The 11,985-nt window shown below is 72.1% G+C and carries 12 protein-coding genes; 2 read left to right on the top strand and 10 right to left on the bottom strand.

All coding sequences use genetic code 11. The annotated features are described in order from the left end of the window. Nucleotides 1-21: 21 nt before the first annotated feature. The 4 genes from AB4091_RS16925 to AB4091_RS16910 form a co-directional block, all read right to left on the bottom strand. Nucleotides 22-1,143: a GuaB3 family IMP dehydrogenase-related protein gene (locus tag AB4091_RS16925; protein WP_442293070.1), complete on the bottom strand. Its 1,122-nt coding sequence runs from the start codon at nt 1,141-1,143 to the stop codon at nt 22-24. A 176-nt stretch (nt 1,144-1,319) separates the two neighbouring features. Beyond that, on the bottom strand, nt 1,320-2,834 hold the full coding sequence (gene guaB / locus AB4091_RS16920; protein ID WP_442293068.1) for an IMP dehydrogenase: 1,515 nt from the start codon (nt 2,832-2,834) through the stop codon (nt 1,320-1,322). Between the two features lie 96 nt (nt 2,835-2,930). Beyond that, nucleotides 2,931-4,172 (bottom strand): hypothetical protein, encoded by a 1,242-nt coding sequence (locus tag AB4091_RS16915; protein ID WP_442293066.1) that lies wholly within the window; start codon nt 4,170-4,172, stop codon nt 2,931-2,933. Then, complete coding sequence (locus tag AB4091_RS16910) at nt 4,169-4,744, bottom strand: sigma-70 family RNA polymerase sigma factor (RefSeq protein WP_442293064.1); 576 nt, start codon at nt 4,742-4,744, stop codon at nt 4,169-4,171. The genes AB4091_RS16915 and AB4091_RS16910 overlap by 4 nt, the downstream gene beginning before the upstream one ends. Before the next feature lie 361 nt (nt 4,745-5,105). Here AB4091_RS16910 and AB4091_RS16905 point away from each other — a divergent pair, with 361 nt between their 5' ends. Beyond that, on the top strand, nt 5,106-5,393 hold the full coding sequence (locus AB4091_RS16905; protein ID WP_442293062.1) for a WhiB family transcriptional regulator: 288 nt from the start codon (nt 5,106-5,108) through the stop codon (nt 5,391-5,393). A gap of 171 nt (nt 5,394-5,564) precedes the next feature. Here AB4091_RS16905 and groL read toward each other — a convergent pair whose 3' ends face one another. Together groL and groES are read right to left on the bottom strand one after the other, a co-directional pair. After that, on the bottom strand, nt 5,565-7,178 hold the full coding sequence (gene groL / locus AB4091_RS16900) for a chaperonin GroEL (RefSeq protein ID WP_442293060.1): 1,614 nt from the start codon (nt 7,176-7,178) through the stop codon (nt 5,565-5,567). A 133-nt stretch (nt 7,179-7,311) separates the two neighbouring features. Next, nucleotides 7,312-7,608, bottom strand: coding sequence for a co-chaperone GroES (groES, locus tag AB4091_RS16895; RefSeq protein WP_442293058.1), 297 nt, complete (start codon nt 7,606-7,608; stop codon nt 7,312-7,314). Nucleotides 7,609-7,832: 224 nt separating this feature from the next. On the opposite strand from groES, the gene AB4091_RS16890 reads away from it, so the two are divergent. Beyond that, on the top strand, nt 7,833-9,074 hold the full coding sequence (locus AB4091_RS16890) for a THUMP-like domain-containing protein (RefSeq protein ID WP_442293056.1): 1,242 nt from the start codon (nt 7,833-7,835) through the stop codon (nt 9,072-9,074). Nucleotides 9,075-9,278: 204 nt separating this feature from the next. Here the strand turns inward: AB4091_RS16890 and AB4091_RS16885 are convergent, their stop codons facing one another. From AB4091_RS16885 to AB4091_RS16870, 4 genes are read right to left on the bottom strand one after another with little or no spacing between them, the layout of a single operon-like run. Next, nucleotides 9,279-9,782, bottom strand: coding sequence for an SRPBCC family protein (locus AB4091_RS16885; protein ID WP_442293054.1), 504 nt, complete (start codon nt 9,780-9,782; stop codon nt 9,279-9,281). Further along, nucleotides 9,779-10,108 carry a metalloregulator ArsR/SmtB family transcription factor gene (locus tag AB4091_RS16880; RefSeq protein WP_442293052.1) on the bottom strand — a complete coding sequence of 110 codons (330 nt, stop codon included), beginning with the start codon at nt 10,106-10,108 and terminating at the stop codon, nt 9,779-9,781. The genes AB4091_RS16885 and AB4091_RS16880 overlap by 4 nt, the downstream gene beginning before the upstream one ends. Nucleotides 10,109-10,167: 59 nt before the next feature. Next, complete coding sequence (locus tag AB4091_RS16875) at nt 10,168-10,992, bottom strand: PfkB family carbohydrate kinase (RefSeq protein WP_442293050.1); 825 nt, start codon at nt 10,990-10,992, stop codon at nt 10,168-10,170. Continuing rightward, entirely contained in the window at nt 10,992-11,978 is a 987-nt protein-coding gene (locus AB4091_RS16870) for a nucleoside hydrolase (RefSeq protein ID WP_442293048.1), read from the bottom strand. The genes AB4091_RS16875 and AB4091_RS16870 overlap by 1 nt, the downstream gene beginning before the upstream one ends. Nucleotides 11,979-11,985: the final 7 nt, after the last annotated feature.

Raw genomic sequence — 11,985 nt, 5'->3', positions numbered from 1 at the left:
CCGCGCAGCGGAACCCGCCGCTCAGTTGCCGAGGTACGGCGAGACGACGACCTCGACGCGCTGGAACTCCTTGACGTCGGAGTAGCCGGTGGTGGCCATCGCGCGCTTGAGGGCACCGATGACGTTGGTCGTGCCGTCGGCGTGACGACCCGGGCCGAAGAGGATCTCCTCGATCGAGGCCTGGCTGCCCAGGGCGATGCGCTCGCCGCGGGGCAGCTGCGCGTGGTGCGCCTCGGGGCCCCAGTGGTAGCCGCCGCCGGGCGCGTCGGTGCCGCGGGCGAGTGCTGCTCCGAGCATGACGGCGTCGGCGCCGCAGGCGATGGCCTTGACGATGTCACCCGACGTGCCGACACCACCGTCGGCGATGACGTGGACGTAGCGGCCACCCGACTCGTCGAGGTAGTCACGGCGCGCCGCGGCGACGTCGGCGACCGCCGAGGCCATCGGTGCATGGATGCCGAGGGCCGTACGCGTCGTGTGGGCCGCGCCGCCGCCGAAGCCGACGAGCACACCGGCCGCGCCGGTGCGCATCAGGTGCAGGGCCGCGGTGTAGGAGGCGGCCCCGCCCACGATGACGGGCACGTCGAGCTCGTAGATGAAGCGCTTGAGGTTGAGCGGCTCGGCGCGGCCGCTCACGTGCTCGGCCGACACGGTGGTGCCACGGATGACGAAGAGGTCGACACCGGCGTCGACGACCGTCTTCCAGTGCTGCTGGGTGCGCTGCGGGGACAGGGCGCCGGCGACGGTGACGCCGGCGTCACGCAGCTGGCGCAGCCGCTCGGCGATGAGCTCGGGCTTGATGGGCTCGGCGTAGATCTGCTGCATGCGGGCCGTCACCGCGCCGGGCTCGATCTCGGCGATCTCGCGCAGCATCGGCGTCGGGTCGTCGTAGCGGGTCCACAGCCCCTCGAGGTCGAGCACCGGCAGCGCGCCGAGCTTGCCCAGCGCGATGGCGCTCTCGGGCGACACCACGGAGTCCATCGGGGCAGCCATGACCGGGATGTCGAAGTGGTAGGCGTCGATCTGCCACGAGACCGAGACCTCCTCCGGGTCGCGCGTGCGCCGTGAGGGCACGACGGCGATGTCGTCGAAGGAGTAGGCGCGCCGTCCGCGCTTGCCTCGGCCAATCTCGATCTCGGTCACCGGCCGATCCTACCGACCGGCCACACCGAGGACGTATGCCGTCCCGCGGGCTCCGCGGCACGGCATACGTCCTCGGCTGCGTCGGCAACCGAGCACTCGGCGCAGGGGTGCTCGGGAAACCGTCGAGTGCCCACTTTCCGACGTCAGGGACTGAGCACTCGACGGGAGGTGGTGGGTCAGCCGGAGTAGTTGGGGGCCTCGACCATGCCCTGGATGTCGTGCGGGTGGCTCTCCTTGAGCGAGGCCGACGTGATGCGCACGAACTGGCCCTTCTCCTGCAGCTCGGGAACGGTGCGGGCGCCGACGTAGAACATCGACTGGCGCAGACCGCCGAGCATCTGGTGGGCGACGGCCGAGAGCGGGCCACGGTAGGCGACGCGCCCCTCGATGCCCTCGGGCACGATCTTGTCGTCGGACTCGACCTCGGCCTGGAAGTAGCGGTCCTTGGAGTACGACTTCTTGCCGCGGCTGCTCATCGCCCCGAGCGAGCCCATGCCTCGGTAGCTCTTGAACTGCTTGCCGTTGACGAAGATCAGCTCGCCCGGGCTCTCCTCGCAACCGGCGAGGAGCGAGCCGACCATGACCGAGTCGGCGCCGGCGACGATGGCCTTGGCGATGTCGCCGGAGTACTGGAGGCCACCGTCGGCGATGACGGGCACGCCGGCCGGCTTGCACGCCTGCGCCGCCGCGTGGACGGCCGTGATCTGCGGGGCGCCCACGCCCGTGACGATGCGCGTCGTGCAGATCGAGCCCGGGCCGACGCCGACCTTGACGGCGTCGGCGCCCGCGTCGACGAACGCCTGCGCGCCGGCGGTCGTGGCGACGTTGCCGCCGATGACCTGCACGTGGCGCGTGGCGGGGTCCTTCTTGAGACGATCGACCATCTCGATGAGGAGGCGCACGTGGCCGTGGGCGGTGTCGGCGACGAGCACGTCGACGCCGGCCTCGATGAGGGTCGTGGCCCGCTCCCACGCGTCACCGAAGTAGCCGATGGCCGCGCCGACCATGAGCCGGCCGTCGGCGTCGTTGCTGGCATTGGGGAACTGCTCGCTCTTGACGAAGTCCTTGACGGTGATGAGTCCGGTCAGGTGACCCTCGCTGTCGACGAGCGGCAGCCGCTCGCGCTTGTGCTGGCGCAGCAGGGCCGTCGCCTCGTCGCGGCTGATGCCCACGTGGCCGGTGATGAGCGGCATCGGCGTCATGACGTCGCGCACGAGCGTCGTGGCCCACTCGGCGACCGGCGTGAAGCGCAGGTCGCGGTTGGTGACCATGCCGATGAGCCGCTTGTCGTCGCCGATGACCGGCAGGCCCGAGACGCGGTACTCGCCGCAGATCGCGTCGAGCTCCTCGAGGGTGCGGTCGGGACCGATGGTGATCGGGTTGGAGATCATCCCGGTCTGGGTCCGCTTGACGAGGTCGACCTGGTAGGCCTGGTCCTGGATCGACAGGTTGCGGTGCAGCACACCCAGACCGCCCTGGCGGGCCATGGCGATCGCCATGCGGGCCTCGGTGACGGTGTCCATCGCCGCCGAGATGAGCGGCGACTTGATCGACAGCTCGCGGGTGAGACGCGTCGAGGTGTCGATGTCGTTCGGGGCGAGGTCGCTGTAGCCCGGCAGGAGCAGGACGTCGTCGTAGGTCAGTCCCATCGGGGCGAAAGCAGCGGGCACGTCAGACGATCCGAGACTCATTCGCCGATTCTACGGGCTCACGGAGCCCCGTCCGAACGCGCGTCATGGGCTGGGCACGACGGGCTCGACGGGCGCGCCGGACGTGGGTGCCGAGGCCTAGCCGGCGGGTGCCGCGGCGGCTGCAGCGCCGGTCGCGGAGGCACCCGCGGCCTGTGCTGCGGCGGCTGCTTCTGTTGCCGCGGCCTCCCTGGCCGCGGCCACGGCGGACTTCGCCGCCCCCGGAGGGTTTGTCGCCTGCGGCGCCGAGGGCCGCTGCGAGTGTGCGGCCCCGGGCGTCACGGACGGGCCCACCCCGGGCACGACGGCACGGCGGTTGGCCTTCGGGCTGGTGGACGGGCCCACCAGCGACTGCTGGGCCGACGGGTCGGCCAGACGCGTGCTGCTCGTGGACGGTCCTGCGACGGCCGGACCGGTGGGATCGGCGGTCGACGGGCCGGCGAGCGCCGGATCGGTGGCCGGGTCGACGACCCAGATCGGGTCACTGCTCGCCGGGCCCGTGGCACCGGCGGCGCCCTGGCCGTTGGCCCCTTGGCCGTTGCCGTTCTGGCCGTTGCGGTTCTGGCCGTTGCCCGTGGCGGGCTTGCTGGCGGGGCGGGCGTTGCCCGGCTTCGTCGGCTTGGTCTTGGATGGCTTGGCCTTGCCCGGCGCGGCGTCGGCGCCCGTGGCATCAGCTGCCGGCTTGGCCCCCGGATCGGCGCCCGGATCGGCGCCCGGGTCGGCGCCCGCGGTGGTGCCGGCGCCCGGCGCAGCGCTGCCCGCGCCCGACTCGCCGCCGACCGCGATGCCCGCGCCCGACTCGCCGCCGACCGCGCCGGCCAGGGTGTCGCCCGTGCCGCCACCGACGGCGCTCGCCTGCGTCGCGGATGAAGCCCGCGCCTGCGCCGCGGCAGCTGCTGCGGGGAGCAGCACGAAGGTGCCGTTCGCGCCGCGCGCCAGGACCAGGCCACGAGCGGCCGTCATGCCGTCGGTGGACGGGAGGCCGAGGCGCGAGAGCAGAGCGCTCGGGGCGCCGCTGCGCGCGCTCAGCTCCATGCGCTGCTCGATGCGGGCACGGTTGGCCTGCGCCGCCCCCTCGTCGGGAAGGGTGACCGCTGCTGCGACGCCGGCGCCGCTGGCCGCCACGGCCAGCGCGGCGAAGGCCCCCAGGTAGCGGTGCTTGTTGGCGATGCGACGGCGGCCGGTGCGCGCAGGCAGCGGGCTGTCGGCGTGGGCCGCCAGCGCGACGAGCAGACCGGCCACGGGCTCGCCGCCGCCGAGCTCACGACGACCGATGCGGTCGAGGAGCAGGTCGTCGGCGAGGAGGTCGCTCGGACCGCCCAGGGGCGAGAAGTCGTTCACGCCACGTCACCCGCCTCGGCATCGGCCATCAGTCCGCGCAGCTTGCCCAGCGCACGGTGCTGGGCGACGCGGACCGCGCCCGCGGACATGCCGAGCGCCGCCGCCGTCTCGTCGGTGGACATGCCGACCGCGACGCGCAGGGTCAGGATCTCGCGCTGCTGGGGCGGCAGCTGGCGCATGAGGGTCATCGCGGTGGCTGCGTCGTCGCGCATGATGGCCACCGACTCGGGCGACGGGCCGTCGGCCGGTCCGTCGGGGATGTCGGCGACGGGAGCCGGACCCCGCATGGCGGCGCGCTGGGCATCGGCGAGCTTGCGCGAGGTGATCGTGTAGACGAACGCCTCGAAGGGCAGGCCACGTTCCTCGTAGGTCGGCAGAGCCGTCACCACGGCCATGCACACCTCCTGGGCGACGTCCTGGGCAATGTCCTCGGCGCCGAAGCGACCGAGACGGACGCGGGAGTATCGCAGGGCCATGTCCCTGACGCGGGCCAGCAGCACGTCGCGCGCCTGGGGGTCGCGCGCGGCACCGGCCGCCAGCTCACGAAGCGATAGAGCATCCACTCGCTCCATCGCAGAAACGCCGCCCGCCGTTACGGGGGCGCGCGTCGACCATCGGTGACCCATGTGAGTCGTCGTCCCCCCGAACTTCGTCTTGTAGTCCCAGCGCCACGTCGCGCTGCTCGTCGGAATCGGCCCGGAGCGGGCCCCATGCTAGCCGGACGGACGCTCCCGGACGCGACGGGGATGCTCCCCAGCACGCCTTCGACGAGCATGCCATCCGAATGGCAATTCTTGAACAAGTCCTTAAGATTCCAACCTTTATCCGTGATCACGTGCCCGGTTAGCGTCGATTTCGCGGTCCGCGCCCCCACATGCACCGAGCGGACCGGTTCGACCGGCGGACACCCCGCCCGACCTGAGAGACGAGTTCATGGCCGAGATCACCCGCCTGCCCGGACCAGTTGCCGACCTCTGGGACTGGCAGCTGGACGGCGCCTGCCGCGGCGCCAGCCCCGAGGTCTTCTTCCATCCCGAAGGAGAGCGCGGCCCCCGGCGCCGCAACCGCGACGCCCAGGCAAAGGCCGTCTGCGCGGCCTGCCCCGTGGTGGCCGCCTGCCGCTCGCACGCGCTCGAGGTCCGAGAGCCCTACGGCGTCTGGGGAGGGCTCACCGAAGCCGAGCGCGAGGTGCTCTACGACGGCATCCAGGAAGCCTCCTGATCGCGGCCTAACGGACCGCCACGGCCCGCCGGGCCCAGTCACGACACGAGGGCCGCTCCCCATGGGGAGCGGCCCTCGTCGTGCGTCAGGAGGCTGCGTCAGTGGCGTGCGCCAGACGCAGCCGATCTGCGGCGGGCCTGACGACGTATGCCGTCAGGCCCGGTCCGCTGGTCAGTGACCGTGGCCGTGACCGTGGCCGCCGGCCTCGGGCTCGTTCTCGGGCTTGTCGACGACGAGCGTGTCGGTCGTGAGGATCATCGACGCGATGGACTCGGCGTTGCGCAGCGCGGAGCGGGTCACCTTGACCGGGTCGATGACGCCGGCGGCGATGAGGTCGCCGTACTCGCCGGTGGCCGCGTTGAGGCCCTGCCCGATCGGCAGCGCAGCCACCTTGGAGGTGACGACGTAGCCCTGGTGGCCGGCGTTCTCGGCGATCCAGCGCAGCGGCTCGGCGACAGCCTTGCGCACGATGCTGGCACCGGTGGCCTCGTCGCCCGTGAGCTCGAGGCTGTCGATGGCCGAGGCGGCGTGGATGAGGGCGGTGCCGCCACCGGCGACGATGCCCTCCTCGATCGCGGCGCGCGTCGCGGAGATGGCGTCCTCGATGCGGTGCTTCTTCTCCTTGAGCTCGACCTCGGTGTGCGCGCCGACCTTGATGACGCAGACGCCGCCGGCGAGCTTGGCGAGGCGCTCCTGGAGCTTCTCCTTGTCCCAGTCGGAGTCGGTGCGCTCGATCTCGGCCTTGATCTGGTGCACGCGGCCGGCCACCTCGGACTCGTCGCCGTTGCCGTCGATGATCGTGGTGTTGTCCTTGGTGAGGACGATGCGGCGGGCCTGGCCGAGCACGGTCAGGTCGGCCTGGTCGAGCTTGAGGCCGACCTCCTCGGCGATGACCTGGCCACCGGTGAGGATCGCGATGTCCTGCAGCATGGCCTTGCGGCGGTCGCCGAAGCCGGGGGCCTTGACGGCCGCGACGTTGAACGTGCCGCGGATCTTGTTGACGACGAGCGTCGAGAGGGCCTCGCCGTCGACGTCCTCGGCGATGATGAGCAGCGGCTTGCCCGACTGCACGACCTTCTCGAGAACCGGGAGGATCTCGGCGACCGCGGAGATCTTGCCCTGGTTGATGAGCACGTAGGCGTCCTCGAGGACGGTCTCCATGCGCTCGGTGTCGGTGACGAAGTAGGCCGAGAGGTAGCCCTTGTCGAACTGCATGCCCTCGGTGAACTCGAGCTCGGTGGCGGTCGTCGAGGACTCCTCGACGGTGATGACGCCGTCCTTGCCGACCTTGTCGAACGCCTCGCCGATGAGGCCGCCGAGGGTGGCGTCCTGGGCGGAGAGGGTCGCGACGGAGGCGATCTCGTCCTTGCCGTCGACCTCGCGGGCGTTCTCGAGGAGGCGGTCGTTGACCGCGGTGACGGCCTTGTCCATGCCGCGCTTGAGCGCGGCCGGGGCGGCGCCGGCGGCGACGTTGCGCAGGCCCTCCTTGACCATGGCCTGAGCGAGCACGGTCGCGGTCGTCGTGCCGTCACCGGCGACGTCGTTCGTCTTGGTCGCGACCTCCTTGGCGAGCTGGGCGCCGAGGTTCTCGTAGGGGTCCTCGAGCTCGATCTCGCGGGCGATGGTCACGCCGTCGTTCGTGATCGTGGGGGCGCCCCACTTCTTGTCGATGACGACGTTGCGACCCTTGGGGCCGAGCGTCACCTTGACGGCGTTGGCGAGCGCGTTGACGCCGCGCTCGAGCGACTTGCGGGCGGAGTCGTCGAACTCCAGCTGCTTGGCCATGGTGTTCCTTTGGCTCGAAATGCTTTGCGGTTCTTGGGTTTCCGGGCGGCCCTGAGCCGGCCCGGTCGAACGAGACGCACCCCGGGGAGACCCCAGCGGGGCTCACCGGGGTGCGTCACGGCATACGGCTGGGTCAGCCGACGATGGCGAGGACGTCGCGCGCGGAGAGGATGAGGTACTCCTCGCCGCCGTACTTGACCTCGGTGCCGCCGTACTTGCTGTAGATGACCTTGTCGCCGACCTTGACGTCGAGCGGGACGCGCTCGGTGCCGTTGTCGTTGAAGCGGCCGGGGCCGACAGCGAGGACCTCGCCCTCCTGCGGCTTCTCCTTGGCAGTGTCCGGGATGACGAGGCCGGACGCGGTGGTCTGCTCGGCCTCGAGGGACTTGACGACGATGCGGTCTTCGAGCGGCGTGATGGAAACCGACACGGTGGTGACCTTCCCTTCGGGACAGTCGAAAACTGGATTGCGGACTGTGGGCTCTCGAGGACGGACGCCGTCGCGGGGGTCGACCTCCCTCGAGGAGGACGCTGGCACTTCCGGGTGGAGAGTGCCAACAGGATGAAATCTAGGTTTCGGTTAGCACTCGGTCAAGTCGAGTGCCAGAATCCGTCGCGATTCGTGCAGGTCGCCCACGCTGGCAGGATGAGCGCATGGACGCCGCCATGGTCGACCGCCTCGCCGCGGGTGAGGGCTGGGCGCTGCTCCAGTCGCTGCCGCCGTACGACGAGACGGCCTCGCTGCACCTGCAGGACCGCCTCCGCGAGGCCGGTTTCGCGGCCGACCTCGTCGCCGCCGCCATGACGCAGTCCCGCCTGCGCTCGCGGGGCACCGAGAAGTTCGGCGACTTCGCCGCCGGCATGCTCTTCACCCCCGACGGGCTCGAGCAGGCCACCCGCCTCGCCATCGCGGCGAGGCACGCCCACCGGTACGCCGCCGCCGGGGTGCGCGAGGTGCACGACCTCGGGTGCGGGCTGGGTGCCGACGCGATGGCGTTCGCCGGCCTCGACCTCGCCGTGCACGCCGTCGACGCCGACGACACCACCGCACGCGTCGCCGCGGTCAACCTGCGGCACTGGCCGTCCGCCCGGGTCACCCACGGTCTCGCCGAGGACGTACGCCTGCCGCCGGGTGTCGCCGGCGGCCACGTCGGCCTGTGGCTCGACCCTGCCCGCCGCGTGCGCGGGGTGGCCGACGTGACCGGCCGGACCAAGCGCGTCTTCTCCCTCGACGCCATCTCGCCGTCGTGGTCGCAGGTGCTCGCCTTCGCCGACCAGGTCCCGGCGACCGGGGCGAAGCTCTCCCCCGCCTTCCCCCACGGGTCGGTGCCCCGTGGGGCCGAGGCGCAGTGGACCTCGTGGCACGGCGAGGTGCTCGAGTGCGCCGTGTGGTGGGGGCCCCTCGTCGCGTCGGCCGGCCGTACCGCCGCCGTCTGCACCGAGGCGTCGACCGCGGTCGTGACCGAGCGCGACGCAGCCGAAGGGGCCCAGCACCCGGTCCTGCCGTCGGTCACCGGGATGCGCGAGTGGCTCTACGAGCCCGACCGGGCCGTGATCCGTGCCGGACTGACCGGTGCCCTGGTGGGTGCCGTCGACGGCGTCGAGCTGGCGTCGGGTGTCGGCTACGTGACGAGCGCGGTGTCGCGCGACCTGCCCTGGGCGCGCCGGTTCCGGGTCGTCGAGGCGATGCCGCTGTCGACGAAGCGGCTGGCGCGCTGGCTGCGCGACGCCGGGCACGACCGCGTCACCATCAAGAAGCGCGGCGTCACCCTCGACGCCGACGTGCTGCGCCGACAGCTGAAGATGACGGGACGGGGCAAGGGCGGGTCCGAGGCGACCCTGGTCCTGACCCGCGTCGGCGGCAGCCAGGTAGCCGTCGTCGTCACCCCGACCTGACCCACCCACCCCACCCATCGAGTGCCCAGTTCCCGACGCCCCACGCCCCATCGAGTGCCCAGTTCCCAACGGTCCCGCCCCCATCGAGTGCTCACTTCCCTACGCTCTTGGCGTCGGAAGGGCACTCGACCGAGCGGTTGCCGAGCGAGAGGACGGCCGGCGTCGGGAAATGGGCACTCGAGCAGGACGGTCTCCGCTCGAAGGTCAGTACGGGTCCGAGCCCGCGCCCCCCGCATACAGCTCGTGCAGCTCGCTCCAGGTGATGCCCCAGTCGGGGGCGTCCGTGCCCGCGAGGTGCGCCGCGAGCGAGCGGATGTAGGTGTCCCAGCCGGCGGCATACCCGGGAGCCTGGGTCGGGGCCAGCCGTTCGTGCCGGAGGGTGAGGCGTGCCCCGTCCCCGTCGGTGGAGATGCCGACCCTGACCAGGCTCGCCATGTCCTTGACCGGCCACTCCCAGACCAGACGTTGAGGGGCCTTGCATTCGACGATCCGGCAGGCCGGGGTGTCGGCGTCGTCGAAGTGGATCGTGAACTCGCCGCCCTCGTGCAGGTCGCCGGTCACCGGAGCGAACCACCGCACGAGCCGGTCCGGGTCGGTGCACGCACCCCAGAGGTCGGTTGCCGACGTCGCGTAGTGCCGGTCGAAGACCACCGCAACCGCGTCGTCGCCGCGCTCGATCCGGCCCAGCACCTGCGTCAGCTCGCTCATCCCTGATCCTGTCGTCGGGCCCGCGCGCCGCGGGCGATCTCGGTGTCGAGGGCATCGAGGCGCTGCCCCCAGAACGAGCGGATGTCGCGGCACCACTGCTCGACCTCGTCGAGCGCCCCCGGCACGAGCCGGTAGACGCGCCGTTGGGCGACGGCCTCCGCCTCGACCACGCCCGCCTCGCGGAGCACCCGGAGGTGCCTCGAGATGCCGGGCCGGGCGGCGTCGAAGAGCGCCGCGACCTCACCGGCCGTCAGTTCTTCGCGGGCGAGGTGCTCGACGATCACACGTCGTGTCGGGTCGTTCAGCGCCTCCCACGTCCTGCCCACCACGTTAGCGTAACCGCACCGTTACGTAACTGACAAGACACAGACGCGCGACCAGCCGGTCAGAGGGCGGCGTCGGGCTGGGCCCCGGCCCACCGCACGGCGTCGGCGCCGGCGCGGTTGGCGGCCTCGAGCGCCGTCCTGTCGTCGGCACCGGCTGCGAGGGCCGCGGCGAACGCACCGCAGAACGCATCGCCGGCACCGACCGTGTCGGCGACGTCGTCCGGGGCCACAGGTATGCCGTCGACCTGCTCGGCGCCCCAGCGGGCACCCGCCGCGCCGAACGTGACGAGCAGCGAGCCCGGCACGAGGTCGGAGTCGGCGAGCTGGCGCATCTCGGACTCGTTGACGACCACCGGGTCGCAGATCGCCACCGCGTCGGCCAGCAGCGGCGCGTACGGCGCCATGTTGAGCACGACGCGGGCGCCGGCGCGGTGTGCCAGGAGGGCCATCCGTTCCACGTCGTGCAGGGGCACCTCGAGCGAGCAGAGCAGCACGTCGCCCGGCCCGGCACCGACCGACTTCATCGAGGCGTCCTGCACCCACGCGTTCGCCCCCGGCACGACGATGATGGTGTTCTCGCCGCCCTCGTCGACTGCGATGTAGGCGGTGCCGGTCGGGGCATCCGGGAAGCGCGAAACAGCCCTCTCGATGCCCGCGGCCCGCAGACGCGCGAGGTAGGCGTCGCCGGCCTCGTCGGTGCCGACCGCCCCGACCATGACCACGGCCGCACCGGCGCGCCGAGCCGCCATCGCCTGATTGCCGCCCTTGCCACCAGCGAAGCGCCCGCCCGGCTCGCCCAAGAGCGTCTCGCCGGGCATCGGGTGGCGCTCGACCCGGGTCACCACGTCGACGTTGAGCGACCCGAGCACGATGACGCGACCCATCAGCGCGGCCCCGCCCGACCAAGGAGGGTGTCGCTCCACAGCCGCGCATAGCGGGGGCCGTCGACGCCGAGGGCGACGTCGACCCGGACCGGCGCCTCACCGTGCGGGTCGTGCGCGATCGCCCCGCTCCAGTCGCGGCGGTCGACGATCGTGCGGCCACGTGACCAGGTGCCGGCGAGCTCGACGCGGATGGGCAGCACCTGCGTGCGCAACGCCTCGCGGTCGATGAGGGCGCAGACTGCACCGGCGTCACCGATGGTCGCGCTGCCGTCGATCCGGTCGCGCTGGAAGTCCATCAGACGGCCGCCCAGCTCGGCCGGGCCGCGGCCCCCGACAGCGACGAGCTCGGCCGCCATCTCGCGCGAGACGACCGGCTCGTAGAAGACGTCGAGGCCGTACATCGTGACGCGGATGCCGAGGTCGGCTGCCGCATCGAGGGTGACGGCGGCGGCCTCCGGGTCGTGGAAGACGTTGAACTCTGCCGAGGCCGTGGCGTTGCCGACGTTCGCCGCGCCACCCATGAAGACGATCTCGGAGATGCCGGCCGCCACCTCCGGGTAGGTGCGCAGCAGCAGGGCGATGTTCGTCAGCGGCGCCAGGGGCACGAGCGTGACGGGGCGGCCTTCCGTGGCGGCCTGACGGCATACGTCCCGGAGCAGCTCGACCGCGTGGCGGCCGTCGGGCTGCAGCGACGAGTCCGGCCACCCGAGGTCACCCATCCCGTCCTGGCCGTGCACGTGGTGCGCGTGCAGGGCTGGCTCGAGCAACGGTCGCTCGGCCCCGCGAGCCACAGGGACGTCAGACCGGCCCGCGGTCTCGAGCACCTTGAGGGTGTTGCGCACGACGTCGTCGACGGGGGCATTGCCACCGACGCAGGACACGGCCCGGAGGTCGAGGGCCGGATGAAGGGCCGCCAGCAGCAGCGCGCACGCGTCGTCGACGCCGGTGTCGACGTCGAGCACGACGGGAGTGGTTCCGGTGGTCACAGCGGCA

Source organism: Terrabacter sp. 2RAF25 (assembly GCF_052115265.1).
GTDB lineage: Bacteria > Actinomycetota > Actinomycetes > Actinomycetales > Dermatophilaceae > Terrabacter.
The sequence above is the reverse complement of the archived record's forward strand: the minus strand, read 5'-3'. Positions and strand labels throughout refer to the sequence as shown.